The sequence below is a fragment of the Nitrosospira multiformis genome (genome assembly GCF_900111585.1).
GTDB classification, from domain to species: Bacteria; Pseudomonadota; Gammaproteobacteria; order Burkholderiales; family Nitrosomonadaceae; genus Nitrosospira; species Nitrosospira multiformis_B.
In genome coordinates this window covers 230,827-248,982 of record NZ_FOHI01000002.1, presented here as the reverse complement: position 1 = coordinate 248,982, position 18,156 = coordinate 230,827, and the positions used below count along the sequence as shown (strand labels likewise).

Sequence of the window (18,156 nt, the reverse complement as noted above, 5' to 3'; positions counted from 1 at the left end):
ACCCCGCGGACAAGGCGGATATGTTAACTTGTTAACTCGATGACACCTTGTTGACGTGTGATATTATAATTGCCGGTCTGCTACCTGAGGGCGGACTTCAGCATTTATCCCCGCGATCTTCGCGCACTCAGTCTGGAAAATGAGCGGTGCAGTATAGCGAATGAAGTAAAAGGAAAAGAAAAAACAGCGACTGGCAATGGATTCTGTAACGATTATTTGCGGAAGGTTGATTATTGATGGAAAGTTCTGAGTATAACCTGCTAGTGTCTCTCGCCCTTATTCCTGTCGTTATCGGGCTGCAAATATGGGTAAGGAACCGCCGCAGGAGCCGGCGCAACGAAGCCGGGCAACAGGAATTCGATAGCTTGGCTGCAACGCTCTTGTCAGCGATTATCGAAGGAGTAGCCGTCATCTCGAGTTTATTACTCATCATCTGGATTATGGGAGGCATATTGAGATACCTGTTCCCAATGATATTCAACGCAAAATAGCAATACGAGTATCCTGCTCAACCGTGAGGTCCGGAAACCTTCAGGCAATGGCCGGTCAACGATTCCCGGCGGATTCCGCTACTCATTTACGCTGCCCATTACAATGAGAACTCACCTGTTCACTGCATTGCCTCCGCATAATGAGGTTGAGCAGATTCCTATGATTATTTCCGGTTTTGTATGCGTGTAGTCGTTACAGGAATGGGAGTTGTTTCCCCCATTGGTATCGGGGTTGACCAGTTCTGGTCAGCGGCTGTCAATGGTGTGAGCGGAATAAAAAGAATAACCAGCTTTGATGCATCGAGCAGGCGTTCCCAAATTGCAGGAGAAGTGGCGGACTTTGATCCTTCAACCTTCCTCTCCCAAAAGTATATCGAGCAAACCGACAGATTCACCCAGCTTGCCCTGCTTGCTGCGCGTCTTGCCCTCGAGGACGCCGGCGGGCTTGATGCTTATGAATCTCGCCGCATCGGGGTGAGCATAGGTTCGGGAATGGGTGGTTTTTCCACCTTCGAATCGTCCGCGCTGCGCAAGTTTCGAAGTCAGCCGGTACCGCCTTTCACCGTACCACGCACAATGGCCAACTCCGCTGCCGCCTGGATCGCGATCAGGCATGGGTTCAAAGGCATGAACCTGACCTCCAGTACAGCTTGCTCTTCGGGAGCCAATGCCATCGGCGCGGCACTCGATCTCCTGCGTGCAGGAAGAGCGGACGTGGTGGTAGCCGGCGGCGCTGAAGCATGCGTATTGCCGCTCACCATCAATGGTTTTGAGATATTGCATGCCCTGACCACCACTTCCAACGATAATCCAACCGGAGCCTCGCGTCCTTTCGCAAAAGGTCGCGATGGTTTTGTCATGGGAGAGGGTGCCGGAATACTGATTCTCGAGAAGGAAGAGCAGGCCCGCCACCGGGGAGCGAAAATATATGCCGAGCTTGCCGGCTATGGACAGGCATGTGATGCAACGCATATTGTAATGCCCGACATGGAAGGCCAGATAGCTGCCATGCAGGAAGCCATCCGTGATGCAGGAATGGAGCCGGATTCCATTGAGCATATCAATGCGCATGCGACTTCCACGCCGCTGGGCGATACAGTCGAAACGCGGGCGATAAAAAATCTTTTTGGAGCGCGTGCCGCTGACATTGCCATCAGTGCCACCAAATCGATGGTAGGCCATTCCATCGGCGCGTCGGCAGCAATCGGCAGTATCGCCACCATCATGGCGCTTCATACCGGCACCATCCATCCGACCATCAATCTTGATGAGGCTGATCCCGAGTGTGACCTCGATTACACCCCCAACGTTGCGCAGAAAAGAAGTGTCCGCACCGGCTTGTGTAACGCTTTCGGATTTGGTGGCAACAATGCGAGCATTCTTTTCACAACCCTTGCATGAAGGAAGAAACTAGATATGGACACAGCGGAGATTGAAGCAAAGGTCATACAATTCATTGCCACAAAAGTCGAGAATCTCGATGCTTCCACTATCAACCGGTCTTCAAAATTTGAAGAGCTTGGACTCGACTCCATGGATACGATACAGCTTCTGTTTGACGCTGAAGATGCGTTTGGCATCAATTTCGATAGCGAGGAAGCAAAGGGATTCAGCACCGTAGGAGATATCGTCTCCTATATCGAAACCCATCAGCCATCAGCAGCCCCTCAATAAAGGAAGAGGCGTTACACAATCACGCCCTTCCCCTCTTCTCTCATTCCCCCGATCTTCCGAAGGGGTCTTCACGAAGCAGGCTGCGCTCCACTGCCCCTTTCACCTCGTTTTCGCGGAGAGGGTTTTTTTCAACGGCGCAGCCTTCGATTTCGACACCTTTGTTTCCTCCGTCTCTGCCGGAGCTTTAACCTTTGCCTCCTTCACTTCGAACTCGAACCCGATTTTTCCGTCCTTGTCGGCAACGAGATAGGCTGAAAACGGCCTGCCCTTCTTGGAAATAAACTTTGTCAGCAAATCCGTTTTGCCGGTCTGCAACAGTTTCATGACCTGCTCGCGCTCGAGCGGCCGCGAGAGAATGATTTTCCCTATTTTAAAGCTGCATGTGTGTGCAGAACCGAGCGATTTTTCGCACAGGTAACTCATGCCGTGATCGAATACCCGGCCACTGCACCGGGGACACTTTCCGAGCGGTTCCTGCCCGGAAAAATCAACCTCTTCGGCATCCTGCTCACCGTCTGCGCCGAAATCGAACTTCATTTCGAATTCATCAGTCAGTTTGATGTTGGCGTTGAACAAGCGCCCCATCTTGCTCCGAAAGCCCTGGAGAGGTCCCACCTCCCGCCGGGTAATGAGCTGTTCCATTTCCGCCGTTTCAAACTGTCGTCCCGCCAGAATTTTCCATAGTGCGAAATCACATTTCTGGCACTGAAATTTTTTATATGTCTCCTGAATTACCCCACCGCATTTCGGACAGGGCGACTTGAGCGTCGAAAAATCTCCACTAATGGTTTCGCCGCGATGACTTTTTGCTTGTTGCACGATGTGGCTCGTCATCTCCGCGATTTCTGCCATGAACTTGTTGCGTTCAAGCTTTCCCTGTTCGATCTGGCGCAGCTTGTATTCCCAGTCACCTGTCAGTTCAGGCGAAGTAAGTTCCGGTACTTTCAACCCGCGCAACAAGGTGATGAGGGAAAAGGCCTTGGCAGTTGGATGCAGTTCCCGTCCCACACGCTGGATGTAGTTTTCCGATACCAGGCCTTCGATAATCGCTGCGCGTGTCGCCGGTGTGCCAAGTCCCTTTGCGCTCATGGCTTCCCGCAGTTCTTCATCTTCCACCCATTTACCCGCGCCTTCCATCGCAGACAGCAGCGTGGCTTCATTGAATCGGGGGGGCGGGCGGGTCTGGTGCGAGGCAACCTCAATTTCCTCGGCGATCACCGGTTCATCCGGCTCCAGCTTGACCAGAGTCGAGTTGTCCTCCGTACCCGAAGGCTGCGCCTCCTTGCCGTAAACGGTCTGCCAGCCGGGATTGATCAGGACTTTGCCTTCCGTCTTGAAGGGCTCGTTCTCCACTCGCGTGATACGAGTGGTAACGAGAAATTCAGCCGCCGGATAGAATATCGCGAGAAAACGTTTGACAACAAGATCGTACAGTTTTGACTCCACCTCGTTCAAACCCCTGGCTTCAATGGTCGTAGGGATGATCGCAAAGTGATCGGAGATTTTTGCATTGTTGAATATACGTTTATTGGGCTTAACCCAGCCTGCTCCGAGAATCTGTGTGGCGAATGCTCCATATCCAGAGTTTTGGAGCGAACCCAGGGCTTCCTTGACAGTGGCAATATAATCTTCCGGCAGAGCCCGCGAGTCCGTGCGCGGATAAGTCAGCACCTTATGCTTTTCATATAATGCCTGCGCCAGTGAGAGCGTAGTCTTGGCGGAAAAACCGAAACGGCCGTTCGCGTCGCGCTGTAAACTGGTAAGGTCATAGAGCAAAGGGCAGGTTTCGGTAGCAGGCTTGCTTTCTTCGGTGACGACCCCAGATTTGCCGAGGCACTTGGCTCGGATAGCTTCCGCAGTCGCATGATCCCATAACCGCTCTGCTTTTTGCTCATTGTCTTTCCTGGCTTTCGTGAACGACTCGTCGAACCAGCGGCCCTTATAGCTTCCTTCCCGCGCGGAAAACGTTGCATGCACTTCCCAGTAACTGCGAGGGACAAATTTCTTGATGATGTCTTCGCGCTCGCTCAGAATCGCCAATGTAGGAGTTTGTACACGCCCCACTGTGGTTTTATGGAAGCCGCCTTCCTGTGAATTGAATGCGGTCATGGCGCGGGTGCCGTTTATGCCCACCAGCCAGTCAGCTTCCGAACGGCTTACCGCTGCTTCCGCCAGTGGCCACACGTCCTCATCATCCAGCAACTTATTGAAACCCTCCCGGATGGAAGCGGGCGTCATCGATTGCAGCCATAGTCGTTTAACCGGCTTTTTGGTTCCAACATGGCGAGTGATGTAGCGAAAAATCAGTTCCCCTTCCCGACCTGCATCGCAAGCATTGATCAGTGCGTCCACATCCTTCCGTTTGATGAGTCTGGTCAAAAGCTTGAGCCGCGATTCGGTTTTCTCGATGGGATTGAGGTCAAAATGCGGTGGAATGACGGGCAGATTCGTAAAGCTCCATTTCCCTCGCTTGACTTCGTGTTCCGGAGGGACCGCGAGCTCAAGCAAATGCCCTACCGCAGATGACACGACATATTCATCGTTCTCGAAGTAGTCGGTATGTTTCGTGAATCCGCCTAAGGCACGCGCAATGTCTGCGGCAACAGAAGGCTTCTCGGCAATGATTAAGGTTTTACCCATGAAACTCCTGTAAATATCGCACCACCCCCATGCGATTTATCAGCATAACAGGGAGCAAGCAAAAATAGATAGCACTGCCATCGATCCGGAACCAAAAATATCATCATGATAGGAATCCCCGAAGGCAGGCAAGCTGAGCAGAAAAACAGCCATGCTTCTCCGCGCGGAATCCTGTCGTCCGTACCAGTCGCTGCAACTCCTGCAACCTCTTCCGGCCCCACGTTACCCCCTCTTATCCCCTCCGGACCTGGTTATCATATGGAAGCCGTACATACCTCGAACACCGCAACCTATCGGAGCCGCTGGTAACGCCCGCCGGGAAGACTGGCGATTATGCCATCCAGTTCAAGCGTCAACAGCATCGCCGATACCGTTTCTACCGTCAAGCCGCTACGCAGGCAGAGGGTATCGACATCGATGATGTCGTGACTGAGGTGTTTCAACAGCAAAAATTCTTCTCTTGCAGCTTCACCCCCTTCCGGAATGAGGACGGGGGCTCCAAGTGGGCAGCCGAATTCCTCCAGAATATCTTCTGCACTTTCCACCAGCTTGGCACCCTGCTTGATGAGTGCATGGCATCCCCTGGACAAGGGCGAGTGGATGGAGCCCGGAATGGCGAATACTTCGCGTCCCTGCTCCAACGCCTGTCGCGCGGTGATAAGAGAACCGCTCTGCAACGCGGCCTCGACCACAAGGCACCCCCTGCTCAGGCCACTGATGATGCGATTGCGGCGCGGAAAGTTGCTGCCGATGGGAGGCGTACCCAACGGAAACTCGGAGACAAGCGCGCCCTCTTCCGCCAACTCATGCGCCAGCTTGCGATGGCTTGCGGGATAAACGAGATCCAGTCCGGTACCCACCACGGCAACACTGCTGGCCCTTCCTCGCAGTCCCCCACGATGCGCTGCGGCGTCCACCCCAAGCGCCATGCCACTGGCGATGCAAAATCCCGCATTGCTCGCCGCCTCGGCAAAAGCTTCTGCATTGGAAAGGCCTTGAGGCGTAGCATTTCGGCTGCCGACAATGGCAAGCATTGGCGTGTTCAGTAGACCGCGCTTTCCTTTGACATAGAGAAGCGGCGGGGGATCGGGGATATTGAGTAACAGTGCGGGATAATCCGGATCTGCCAGGGTGATGACGGAGTTCTGCGGGTCTTCCAGCCATTTGAGCGAAGCGTTCAGCTTTTGCAGGTCAGCTCCCCCGATAATGTTGGCCGCCACCTTCCTTTTAACCACGCGCTCCAATGAAGTCATGCTGGCCGAAAGAATTGCAGCGGGGCTGCCAAAAGCCGCAAGCAAACACCTCATCGACTCGTCACCCAGGCCATTGATCAAATCCAGGGCGAGCCAGGATTCGATATCCGGTTCGATATTCCGCTGCGAAATTACCTGGTCAGGCATTGATGACATGTCCTTTTCATCCCGTAACCGCATCCGGTGGACTTCATCCCTTCACCGCTGCAGAACTCACGGTGATCAACCTGGAGCGCAAATCTCCGGTTACTGTCATGGCAAGACAATCTGATGAAATATAGGAACTTAGCAGTGATTGAAAGTCGGAGAAAAGAAGGTTGCAGGTAAATCAGGATATAATATATCCGCAGGAATCCTGCGAAGGTGCGACGGACTATCGCTATCAGGCGTCGCCTTGAATTTTGCATTCAGTTTCTTTTATGTTCAAGCCTTTTTATGGCGCTATTGAAAATATTGCAATATCCTGACGAACGGTTACACACCATTGCGGCGCCGGTTCCCGAAGTCACCGATGAAATACGCGTCCTGGTGCAGGATATGGCAGAAACCATGTACGCCGCGCCGGGGGTCGGGTTGGCTGCCACCCAGGTGGATGTGCACAAGCGTGTTATCGTAATCGATGTTTCCAATACCCATGACCAGCTGCTTGTGCTGATCAATCCGGAAATCACCGCACACGACGGGGAATCGGACTATGAGGAAGGCTGCCTGTCCGTACCTGGCATATTTGGCAAGGTGCCGCGCGCTGCGCAGATTACCGTCGAAGCTCTGAATGAGAACGGCGAGCGCTTCACGCTGGATGCCGACGGTCTTCTGGCGGTATGTATCCAGCATGAAATGGATCACCTGTTGGGAAAAGTATTTGTGGAGTATTGGTCGCGGATGAAGCAATCGAGGATTCAGGCAAGATTCCGGAAACAACGCCGAAAGGTGATGTAGCAGACCATGTAAAAATTTATATCTTTATTGTCCGTCTCTCGCAAGCTTTTGGTACATTCCACGGTGCATTTCCCTGCTTCCACAGCAAACCCGAGGCAACCGCAATGCAAAATTATCCGGAGAATTTGCTGACCGGCGCTCCGGGAACGGGATGTGGATACTGACAGCCCTTTCTTGCCGTCGAGCGCCTACTCCTGTCTATCTCCATGAGAATCATTTTTGCTGGAACGCCTCCTTTCGCCGCTGCCGCGCTTGAAGCGCTGGCAGATGTCGGACACGAAATTGCATTGGTGCTGACCCAGCCGGATCGACCTGCTGGAAGAGGCATGAAAAATGCTCCCAGCGCAGTGAAGTTACTGGCGCAAAAGCGGGGATTTGGTCTACTACAGCCTCCCTCCCTCAGGCAACCCGAGTTGCACGCACAACTCGATGCCATCAGGGCGGATATCATGGTTGTCGCTGCGTATGGATTGATTCTGCCTTTCTCTGTTCTGAATATTCCGAAACTTGGCTGCGTCAACATTCATGCCTCGTTACTGCCCCGGTGGCGCGGAGCGGCTCCAATCGAACGGGCGATTATGGCGGGAGATCAGGAAACAGGAATTACGATCATGCAAATGGATCGCGGTCTTGATACCGGCCCCATTCTGCTGGTACGAAGTATTACAATCGCAAAGGATGATACTGCCGGAACATTGCATGAAAAGCTTGGACAACTGGGAGCGACCTGTATCGTAGAGGCGCTGGCTTTGTTGCAGCAAGGAAAAATTATCGCCATCCCCCAGAATGATCTGGCGGCGACGTATGCCTCCAAACTGGAAAAGGCGGAAGCCGAAATTGACTGGCGGATGGATGCAGAAAATATTGATCGCGCAGTGAGGGCCTTTAATCCTCGTCCCGGCATGCATTCCACCGTGAATGGAATTTCCATGAAAGTGTGGCGGACCAGCGTGGATATCGCAGAGGCAGATGAAAAACCGGGGAAAATCGTTGCAATAAGATCAGATGGAATTGTGGTTGCATGCGGCAAGCATGCCTTGGTATTGAAGATCGTGCAAAAATCCGGAGGTAAAAAATTAAGATCTGCTGAATTCCTCCTGGGGCATTCCCTGCGGCGGGGCGATCGTTTTGAAAGCCGGGAATGATCAGGACCCAGCGCCTGGCCGCCGCCACTGTTGAAAGAGTGCTGAGTGGCGCGAGTCTGACAACGGTTTTGCAGGAAACCTGGCGCAGCCACAGCGGCCTCTCTGACCAGCAGCGCGGTGCGATTCAGGACTTAAGCTATGGCGTACTGCGCTTTTATGGTCAACTGGACATATTGCTTGACTTATTGCTGAACAAGCCCCTCAAGGATCAGAGTTTGCGCTACCTGCTGCTGGTGGGACTGTATCAGCTTCAATACAGCAAAACGGCGCCGCATGTTGTAGTGGACAGCGCGGTATCCGCTTCTTGCAGTCCCTCGATCGATAGCAGGAATAGCAGGGACATGCGGGATCCTCGGCATGCGAAAAGTATAGGCGGACTGGTCAATGCGATATTGCGCAACTTTTTGCGCAAACGTCCTGCCCTGCTTGAACAAACGGCGGCAACCGAAGTAGGAAGGTATTCTCATCCACAATGGTGGATCGACAAACTCCATGCGCAATATCCCTCCCGCTATCAGGCTGTACTGGAAACTGCCAATCGGCGGCCGCCCATGGCGCTCAGAGTCAATCGGCGAAGGACAAATATTGAGGCCTATCAGACCCTGCTGCACAATGCCGGACTGAATGCCCGGCGACCGGAAAACGACTGGGCAGAAGAGGCGCTTGAATTATTTCACCCGGTCCCGGTGGAAAAACTGCCAGGATTCGGTCAAGGGCTGGTATCAGTTCAGGATGTGGGCGCCCAAATGGCAGCGCCGCTACTATGTTCCCAGAGCGGAATGCGTGTGCTTGACGCCTGCGCTGCGCCTGGCGGGAAAAGTGCGCATCTGCTTGAGTTGATCGATCTGGAACTGATCGCAGTTGACAATGATGGCGAGCGGGTAGAACGGCTAAAGCAGAATTTCACTCGTCTCGACCTCAAGCCTTATCGCATTATTCAGGGCGACGCTACCCACCCGCGGGAGTGGTGGGATGGAAAGCCATTCGATCGTATCCTGGCTGATGTCCCTTGTTCTGCGTCCGGAGTGGTGCGGCGTCACCCCGACATCAAATGGCTGCGGCGCGAAAGCGACCTGGCGCAGTTTGCCGAGATACAACGTAAAACACTCGATGCTCTTTGGCAAACCCTGGTCAAAGGCGGTAAATTGCTCTATGTCACTTGTTCCATATTCGCAGAAGAAAACGGTCTTCAGGTGGAAAGCTTCCTGAATCATCACCCGGATGCTCGTCTGCTGCCCTTTTCCGTGCCAGAAATCGTTGACGGCCAGTTGTTGCCGAACCCCCATCACGACGGTTTTTTTTATGCATTGCTTGAAAAGCTCTGATTTCCTGGCGCGTCTCCTGCACATGACTGTGGCAGTGCTGCTGCTTGTGCTCATAGGACAGGCATCCAGCGCACATGGGGAAGCAAGCATAGAGATCAAGTCGGTCAGAATCAAACCGGTGGAAGGCACCTACGAGTTTGACGCCGATTTCCAGATCACTCTCAATCACAAACTGGAGCACGCCCTGGAGAAGGGTATTGTGCTTTATTTTGTCACCGAACTCGGCCTGGTCAACTCACGCTGGTACTGGTTCGATGAAAGAGTAGGCTATAGCAGAGTGCGCGAAGGATTGAGCTACTACGCGCTGACCCGCCAGTATCGCCTGACGCGGGGGGCATTGTCACAGAACTTCGGTTCGCTCAACGAGGCATTGCAGGCGTTAAGCCGCGTGCGGGACCGACCGATCAATGCGAGTGAAGAATTGATCCCGAACGCGGAATATACCGTGGAATTGCGCATGCGTCTCGACATAGCGGCGCTGCCCAAGCCGTTCCAGGTGGAAACGCTCGGCTCCCGGGAGTGGGATCTCGGTTCCGGTACTTTGCGGTGGGATACCCGCCTACCCTCCCAGAAGCTGCAGGACAGCAGCAAATGATGAAATACCTCATCATCGCCGGCGTGGCGCTGGGGGCGATCATGCTGCTCCTGCTCGCGAGCGCTGGCGCCGATACCGGCCTCTTTGACCGTAAATACAGGCTTCTGATCAGGCTCAACGCCGGTTTGGTGCTGTTCCTCATGGCAATCGTCGGATACCTGCTGTGGAGGCTCAGACGCAGGCTTCAGGCGGGCGTATTCGGTTCCAGGCTGGCGCTGCGCCTGTTGCTGATCTTCTCGCTGATGGCGGTGCTCCCGGGTGTCCTGGTCTATAGCATATCGGTCCAGTTTCTGGGAAAAAGTATCGAATCGTGGTTCGACGTAAAAGTGGATCGCGCCCTGGAAGGCGGATTGGAACTGGGGCGCACCATTCTCGACAGTCGGCTGGAAGATCTGCATAGAAAAGCCGATCTCACCGCGCTTGCATTATCTGAGCAAACGGGGCCCTTGCCGCCGGCATTAAACCAACTTGTCCATCAAACGCAGGCGCAGGAAGCAGTCCTGTTCGATCACGAAGGTAACGTCGTTGCATTTGCACGTGCGGACACGAGTGAAACCGTCCCTGACGGACTCAGTACGACTTCAATCCATCAGATCAGGGCGGAAAACGGATACAGCACGATTGAGTCGATTCCCGGCGAAGGTTTGTACCTGAAGGTATGGTCACTTATCGATGTTCCCGGCGTAAGAAACAATACGCGCATTCTTCAGTTGACGCAGCCCGTGCCGAAACAACTGGCGGAAGACGCGGAAATAGTACAGGCAGCCTATCGGGACTACCAGGAATTGCTGCTGTCGCGCGAAGGTCTCAAACACCTCTACGGGGTGACCCTGACGCTCGCGCTGCTGCTTGCGCTTTTCTCTGCCCTGGCCGCCGCATTCCTGATCAGCGAACGGCTCAGCGCGCCTCTGGGAATGCTGGCGGAGGGTACACGAGCGGTTGCGCAGGGCGATTTCAGCAGACGCCATCCGGTACAGAGCCGCGACGAACTGGGCGTACTGACCGAATCATTCAATCTCATGACCCAGCAGTTGGAGGAAGCGCGGATAACTGCCCAACACAATCAACAGGAAGTGGAAAGCGCGCGGGCTTATCTGGAAAACATCCTGGCCAATCTTTCCTCGGGCGTCCTGGTATTCGATGAAAGCCTGCACTTGCGCACAGCCAATCTGAGCGCAGAGCAAATCCTGAACGTTCCGCTGCCCGGTCTGGAAGGATTGACGATCGAGGAATGCGCGATGCGTGAATCCGAGTTGAACGCTTTCGCATATGGAATTCTGGAAGGATTTCATTCAGAAACAAAGGGCGAGTGGCAGCGCCAGGTGGAGCGAGCGAGGGAGGGCACGCGTCAGGTCCTGCTGCTACGGGGAACATGGCTGGCGCATGTGCCGGGCGGAGGAGGCGTCGTCGTGTTCGACGACATCACCCATCTACTGGAAGCTCAGCGCGCTGCAGCCTGGGGAGAAGTGGCCCGCCGTCTGGCGCATGAAATAAAGAATCCCCTGACCCCGATACAACTGTCCGCCGAACGCATACAACACAAGCTTGCCGCGAAGCTGAATGACAATGATGCGCAAATTCTGCAGCGTTCCACCGAAACGATCGTCAATCAGGTGGAAGCGCTCAAAAGAATGGTCAATGAATTCAGCGAATACGCGCGTGCACCTGAACCCGAATTTCACCTGCTGGATTTCAATGCGCTGGTGCGGGAAGTAATGGCCTTGTATGAGAGTCCAGCCACAGCAGCGCCGGATAATCGGCAACCCCACATCGATCTGGTTCTGGCGCCCGACCTGCCGATGATGAAAGGTGACTCTGCGCGACTGCGCCAGGTGATACACAATCTCCTGCAGAATGCCCAGGATGCGCTGGCTGGTTTGCCTCAACCCGCAATCATGATAAAAACGGAAATCCTGCCCTCAGGAATACGTTTCACCGTCAGCGATAACGGCGGGGGATTTCCTGAACAGGTGAGAGCACGGGTATTTGAACCCTATGTGACAACAAAACCGAAAGGGACCGGACTGGGTCTTCCCATTGTAAAAAAGATAATCGAAGAACACAGGGGAACGATACAGATTGAAAATATGCGACCTCACGGTGCGCGTATTTCAATCGTACTCCCCCTCTCCCCGGACAAGCTGGTGGTTTCTCTCAAAGATAGATGGCTCCGACCGATCGCGGGAGAACCTGCACTTTCACTTTCCTGTGAACTGCAGTCAAAAGAATAAGAGGTAAGGCTTGACGTTCAATTTCATTTCCGTGGCAAGCAAATCTATTCCTGGAATTATGAGCAACAATACGATACTGATCGTCGACGATGAAATCGGCATCCGTGAGCTTTTGTCCGAAATTCTGCGCGATGAAGGTTATCGCGTCGCCCTGGCGGAAAACGCTGCACAGGCGCGCGCATGGCGGAAACAGGCTCGCCCTGATCTGGTATTGCTGGATATCTGGATGCCGGATACCGACGGCATCACTCTGTTGAAAGAATGGGTCAGCAGCGGACTTCTCACCATGCCGGTCGTGATGATGTCAGGTCATGGCACAATCGACACCGCGGTAGAAGCCACGCGTATGGGAGCAGCGGCCTATCTCGAAAAACCGGTACCGCTGCAAAAACTGCTGAGTACAGTCGGCCGCGCGTTGCGCAGCGGGCAGGCCAAGCCACGGATGACACTTCCCCTGGCGAGCCTGGGACGAGGGGCGCTGATTACAGACCTGAAAAGACGACTGGAACAGGTTGCCAGCCTCACGGCACCGGTGCTGCTCATAAGTGAACCGGGAACGGGCGTGGATCTATGCGCCCGCTTTCTGCACCAGCCAAATACACCTTGGGTAGAACCCGATACTCTCGCCACCCTGTCGAATGCTCCGTTTGAGTTACTTGAACAAGCAAAAGGAGGATTGCTTTTTCTCAAGGAGATCGGCGAGCTCAACAAACTGGCGCAAAAAGGACTGTTACTGCTCCTGGGCAAGCTGGAAAGATACAGTGTCCGGCTCGTATGCGTGACCTCCACGCCGCTTGCCAGTCTGGCGGCTCAAGGGGTCTACGATCCCAAGCTGTACGAGATGCTGAGTGGACTTTGCATCAACGTGCCCGCACTGAGGGAGCATCGGGAAGACATTCCCGAACTCGCGACCCAGATACTCTCGCGTTACATCGAATCAGGAGACGTTCCGTTGCGACAATTCAGCACCGCTGCCCTCAACTGCCTGCGAAATCACGACTGGCCCGGAAATCTCGCACAACTGACAGGCGCAGTGCATACCCTTGCACTGACCTGCACTAGCGATGAAATATCGGCAGAAGACGTAAAACAGATGCTGATCCCTTCCCCGCCTTCACAGGCAGTGGGAGGTATCCCGCTCGACATACCGTTGCGTGAAGCGCGGGACATGTTCGAAAAAACATATTTTGAACAGCTTATCGAACAGGAAAATGGCAATATGACCCGAGTGGCGGAACGCGCTGGCCTGGAGCGCACCCATCTGTACCGCAAGCTCAAGCTGCTCGGCATCAGGCTGCGCGGGAATTGAGATTCATTCTCTACAATCGGAGTTGTCATATTGTCTGGCATCCTATCTTAAGAGATAATAATGGTTTTGCCGATCGCACCGCTATTTGAGCGGTGTTTTTGTGTGCGTATAAATTGTTGAGCTAGGGAGTTCATGTTCATGGGAACATTTCGAGATTTTGAAGCGCCGGTATTCAAGAACCTGACCAGCGCCATTCGTGCACTGGCGATGGATGCCGTGCAAAAAGCCAACTCGGGGCATCCGGGAATGCCTATGGGCATGGCTGAGATCGCTGAGGTATTGTGGATACATCACCTACGCCATAATCCGGCAAATCCGAAGTGGGCCGACCGTGACCGCTTCGTTTTGTCCAATGGACATGGATCCATGCTCATTTACGCCCTGCTGCACCTCACGGGCTACGATTTGCCGATGGAGGAAATCAAGCGTTTCCGTCAGCTTCATTCCAGGACTCCCGGCCATCCGGAATATGGTTATACACCCGGCGTCGAGACGACCACAGGTCCGCTGGGCCAGGGGATTACCAATGCTGTGGGAATGGCTCTGGCAGAGAAAATACTTGCCTCGGAATTCAACCGTCCCGGCTTCGATATCGTCAATCACCATACCTATGTATTCCTGGGCGATGGCTGTCTGATGGAAGGTATCTCTCATGAAGCCTGCTCGCTTGCAGGCACATTGGGACTGGGTAAGCTGATCTGTTTTTATGACGACAATGGCATTTCCATCGATGGGCATGTGGAGGGATGGTTCACAGACGACACGCCCAAACGCTTCGAAGCCTATGGTTGGCATGTTGTGCCGAATGTCAACGGACATGATCCGGTAGCGATAGAGGCCGCCATCGAAGCTGCCAAGCAGGCCGTGGACAAACCTTCCATGATCTGCTGCAAGACCGTGATCGGAATGGGCTCGCCCAACAAGGCAAATACTCACGAGGTGCACGGTGCAGCGCTGGGTGACCTGGAAATAGCCGCTGCGCGCCCGCATATCGGCTGGAATCATTTGCCATTCGAGATCCCCGAGGATGTCTACCAGAACTGGGATGCGCGCGCAAAAGGACAAAAGCTGGAAGACGGCTGGAATCGCAAGTTCGCAGAGTACGCTGCGAAATACCCGACTGAGGCAGCCGAGTTCAGCCGGCGGATGGCAGGTGAGCTGCCGGAGGGGTGGCAGGAGCATGTGGATGCACTGGTTGCACGTGTTCATGCGAAGGAAGAAACCATTGCAAGCCGCAAGGCATCGCAGAATGCGATTGAAGGACTGGCACCCAAGTTGCCGGAACTGGTCGGCGGCTCGGCCGACCTGGCCGGATCGAATCTTACCCTCTGGTCGGGTTCAAAAGGCATCGCCCGGCAGGATGGCGGCAACTACATATATTACGGCGTGCGCGAATTCGGCATGAGCGCCATCATGAATGGACTGGCGCTGCATGGCGGAATCATTCCTTACGGCGCCACTTTCCTCATGTTCTCGGAATATGCGCGGAATGCGCTTCGCATGGCCGCGCTGATGAAAATACGCTGCCTGTTCGTATTCACCCATGACTCCATCGGTTTGGGCGAAGATGGTCCTACCCACCAGCCGGTGGAACAGACCGCCACATTGCGCTACATCCCCAACATGGATGTGTGGCGTCCGTGCGATACGATCGAGTCGACCGTGGCCTGGGCACGGGCAATCGAACGCAAGGATGGCCCCTCCACACTGATTTTCAGTCGCCAGAACCTTCCCTTTCAGAAACGCGAAGGGAACACGATCAAGCTGATCGACAAGGGCGGCTATATCCTGTCGGAAGCCTCCGACAACCAGCCGCGCGCAGTCATCATTGCCACAGGTTCGGAAGTCGGCCTGGCGATGATGGCGCAAAAAGCGCTGGCCGAAACGGGAATTCATGTGCGCGTCGTTTCGATGCCCTGCACAAACGTATTCGACCGCCAGGATGTCGATTATAAAAACAGTGTGCTGCCCAAGGGTATAGGGCGCGTGGCGGTGGAAGCAGGCGTGACGGATTACTGGCGCAAGTATGTAGGCCTGGAGGGAGCAGTGGTCGGCATCGATACCTTCGGCGAGTCCGCGCCCGCTGGAGAGCTGTTCAAGCACTTCGGCATCACTGTAGAGAATGTGGTAAAGGCGGTAAACAGCGTCATTTAATTCTGACCAATTGCCAGCCGAAACGCGGAGAAAATTTTCTCCGCGTCGGAGGTTCTTTTTTTATCCAAGGAGTGTAAAACATGACAATCAAGGTCGGTATCAATGGATTTGGCCGTATCGGGCGAATGGTTTTCCGCGCGGCGGTACAGAATTTTCCGGATATTGAAGTCGTTGCCATCAATGATCTGCTTGAGCCCGACTACCTCGCCTATATGCTGCAGCATGATTCCGTGCATGGCCGCTTCAAGGGTGATGTTTCGATCGAAGACAGTACGCTCATTGTCAATGGCAAAAGAATACGGCTGACGGCGATTAAAGACCCGGCTGAACTGAAATGGGGAGAAGTCGGTGCTGAAGTCGTGGTTGAGTCAACGGGACTTTTCCTCACCAAGGAAAGCTGCCAGAAACATATCGCCGCAGGCGCAAAGAAAGTCATCATGTCTGCGCCGTCGAAAGACGATACACCCATGTTCGTATATGGAGTGAATAATGACTCGTATGACGGTCAGGCGATTATTTCCAATGCCTCCTGCACCACAAACTGCCTGGCTCCCGTTGCAAAGGTATTGAACGACACCTTTGGCGTCAAACGTGGCCTGATGACGACAGTTCACGCCGCCACCGCAACCCAGAAGACCGTAGACGGTCCTTCCAACAAGGATTGGCGCGGTGGCAGGGGTATTCTGGAAAACATCATTCCCTCCTCCACCGGCGCGGCAAAAGCCGTTGGCAAGGTTATTCCCGAACTCAATACGAAGCTCACCGGCATGGCTTTCCGCGTTCCGACCTCTGATGTTTCCGTGGTGGATCTTACCGTTGAGCTGGAGAAGGAAGCCAGCTACGAAGAGATCTGCGATGCCATGAAGAAGGCATCCGAGGGATCGATGAAAGGTGTGCTCGCCTATACGGACCAGAAGGTTGTTTCCACCGATTTTCGGGGCGAAAGCGCAACCTCGATTTTCGATGCGGAAGCGGGAATGGCTCTGGACGGGAATTTTGTAAAAGTGGTTTCCTGGTACGACAACGAGTGGGGTTACTCCAGCAAGATTCTGGAGATGGTCCGCGTTGTGGCCGGCAAGTAGCAGAGGACGAGTTCGTCACAAGGGGAAGAAACTTGGGATCGTTTTTCTTCCCCCTGATCCCTGTCCTTCTCTTCAATTCATCATAAGGAATCCCTAAACTTCCTTATGTCTTAAAACTTGGAGTTCCCAGTGTCTGTCATTAGAGTCACCGACCTTGATCTGAAAGGCAAGCGCGTGTTCATCCGCGCCGACCTCAATGTGCCCGTGAAAGATGGCAAAGTTACCTCCGACGCACGCATAAGTGCCTCCATGGGCACCATCGACTACTGCCTGAAGCAAGGCGGCAAAGTAATGGTTACCTCCCATCTGGGACGACCGGAAGAGGGCGTATGGTCAGAAGAAAACTCGCTCAAACCGGTAGCCGACAATATTTCTGAACGTCTCGGCAAACCAGTGCGCCTGGTCAAGGATTGGGTGGACGGCAACTTCGACGTTGCCGAAGGCGAACTGGTCATCCTCGAAAACTGCCGTTTCAATAAGGGGGAAAAGAAAAACGCAGATGAAACGGCGCAGAAATATGCAAAGCTGTGCGACGTGTTTGTAATGGATGCGTTTGGCACAGCGCACCGTGCCGAAGCGTCGACCTATGGTATTGCCAAATACGCTCCTGTTGCCTGCGCCGGCATTCTGCTTACAGAAGAGCTGGACGCGCTGACCAAGGCGTTGTTGAATCCAGCCCGCCCCATGGTGGCAATCGTCGGAGGCTCGAAGGTCTCGACAAAATTGACCGTTCTGGAATCCCTGTCAGAAAAAGTGGACCAACTGGTGGTGGGCGGTGGCATCGCCAATACCTTCCTCAAAGCGGCGGGAAAGAACGTTGGAAAATCCCTGTGCGAAGATGACCTGGTTCCCACCGCCAAAATGCTCATGGAAAAAATGGCAAAGCGGAATGCGACCATTCCAATTGCCGTTGACGTTGTTGTCGGGAAAAAATTCGACGCCAGTGAACCGGCGGTATTGAAGAATGCAGATGCGGTAACAGATGACGATATGATATTCGATATCGGCCCGAAGAGCGCCCGCGAGTTGTCGGACATCATCATGAAAGCCGGTACCGTAGTATGGAACGGCCCTGTCGGAGTGTTCGAGTTCGATCAGTTCGGTGAAGGCACCAAAACCATCGCCATGGCTATCGCCGATACCGACGCCTTTACCCTGGCAGGGGGAGGAGACACCATTGCCGCTATCCAGAAATACGATATCTATGACAAGGTTTCTTACATTTCCACTGCCGGTGGAGCTTTTCTGGAATTTCTGGAAGGCAAGAAGTTGCCTGCCGTGGAAATACTGGAACAGCGTGCAGCCGGTAGCAGATAGG

Annotated in this window: 14 protein-coding genes; 12 read left to right on the top strand and 2 right to left on the bottom strand. The window is 54.0% G+C overall.

Annotated features, from left to right (window positions below; genetic code table 11):
• Window positions 1–236: 236 nt before the first annotated feature.
• The 3 genes from BMW46_RS04205 (at window position 237) to BMW46_RS04195 (ending at window position 2,165) form a co-directional block, all read left to right on the top strand.
• On the top strand, window positions 237–491 hold the full coding sequence (locus BMW46_RS04205) for a hypothetical protein (RefSeq protein ID WP_074705104.1): 255 nt from the start codon (window positions 237–239) through the stop codon (window positions 489–491).
• 180 nt (window positions 492–671) lie between these two features.
• The gene (fabF, locus tag BMW46_RS04200) at window positions 672–1,892 is read left to right on the top strand and encodes a beta-ketoacyl-ACP synthase II (protein WP_074705102.1); all 1,221 of its coding nucleotides are present in this window, start codon (window positions 672–674) and stop codon (window positions 1,890–1,892) included.
• Window positions 1,893–1,907: 15 nt separating this feature from the next.
• Entirely contained in the window at window positions 1,908–2,165 is a 258-nt protein-coding gene (locus BMW46_RS04195; protein WP_074705100.1) for an acyl carrier protein, read from the top strand.
• Between the two features lie 99 nt (window positions 2,166–2,264).
• On the opposite strand, the gene BMW46_RS04190 is transcribed toward BMW46_RS04195, so the two are convergent.
• Window positions 2,265–4,805: a DNA topoisomerase III gene (locus BMW46_RS04190; protein WP_074705098.1), complete on the bottom strand. Its 2,541-nt coding sequence runs from the start codon at window positions 4,803–4,805 to the stop codon at window positions 2,265–2,267.
• Between the two features lie 290 nt (window positions 4,806–5,095).
• On the bottom strand, window positions 5,096–6,214 hold the full coding sequence (gene dprA / locus BMW46_RS04180; RefSeq protein WP_074705686.1) for a DNA-processing protein DprA: 1,119 nt from the start codon (window positions 6,212–6,214) through the stop codon (window positions 5,096–5,098).
• Window positions 6,215–6,493: 279 nt separating this feature from the next.
• Between dprA and def the strand changes: the two genes are divergently transcribed.
• From def to BMW46_RS04135, 9 genes are all read left to right on the top strand, one after another.
• Window positions 6,494–6,997, top strand: a complete 504-nt coding sequence (gene def / locus BMW46_RS04175) for a peptide deformylase (protein ID WP_074705092.1) — start codon at window positions 6,494–6,496, stop codon at window positions 6,995–6,997.
• 206 nt (window positions 6,998–7,203) lie between these two features.
• On the top strand, window positions 7,204–8,142 hold the full coding sequence (gene fmt / locus BMW46_RS04170) for a methionyl-tRNA formyltransferase (RefSeq protein WP_074705090.1): 939 nt from the start codon (window positions 7,204–7,206) through the stop codon (window positions 8,140–8,142).
• Window positions 8,139–9,467 (top strand): 16S rRNA (cytosine(967)-C(5))-methyltransferase RsmB, encoded by a 1,329-nt coding sequence (gene rsmB, locus BMW46_RS04165; RefSeq protein WP_074705088.1) that lies wholly within the window; start codon window positions 8,139–8,141, stop codon window positions 9,465–9,467. The genes fmt and rsmB overlap by 4 nt, the downstream gene beginning before the upstream one ends.
• Window positions 9,445–10,062, top strand: a complete 618-nt coding sequence (locus BMW46_RS04160; protein WP_074705087.1) for a DUF4390 domain-containing protein — start codon at window positions 9,445–9,447, stop codon at window positions 10,060–10,062. The genes rsmB and BMW46_RS04160 overlap by 23 nt, the downstream gene beginning before the upstream one ends.
• Window positions 10,062–12,293 carry a sensor histidine kinase gene (locus BMW46_RS04155; protein WP_256376965.1) on the top strand — a complete coding sequence of 744 codons (2,232 nt, stop codon included), beginning with the start codon at window positions 10,062–10,064 and terminating at the stop codon, window positions 12,291–12,293. The genes BMW46_RS04160 and BMW46_RS04155 overlap by 1 nt, the downstream gene beginning before the upstream one ends.
• Before the next feature lie 58 nt (window positions 12,294–12,351).
• Window positions 12,352–13,602 carry a sigma-54-dependent transcriptional regulator gene (locus BMW46_RS04150; protein ID WP_074705082.1) on the top strand — a complete coding sequence of 417 codons (1,251 nt, stop codon included), beginning with the start codon at window positions 12,352–12,354 and terminating at the stop codon, window positions 13,600–13,602.
• 138 nt (window positions 13,603–13,740) lie between these two features.
• On the top strand, window positions 13,741–15,756 hold the full coding sequence (gene tkt / locus BMW46_RS04145) for a transketolase (RefSeq protein ID WP_074705682.1): 2,016 nt from the start codon (window positions 13,741–13,743) through the stop codon (window positions 15,754–15,756).
• 80 nt (window positions 15,757–15,836) lie between these two features.
• A complete protein-coding gene (gene gap, locus BMW46_RS04140; protein WP_074705079.1) occupies window positions 15,837–16,838 on the top strand; it encodes a type I glyceraldehyde-3-phosphate dehydrogenase in 1,002 nt (333 codons plus the stop codon).
• Window positions 16,839–16,967: 129 nt separating this feature from the next.
• Window positions 16,968–18,155: a phosphoglycerate kinase gene (locus BMW46_RS04135; protein WP_074705679.1), complete on the top strand. Its 1,188-nt coding sequence runs from the start codon at window positions 16,968–16,970 to the stop codon at window positions 18,153–18,155.
• Window position 18,156 lies beyond the last annotated feature (1 nt).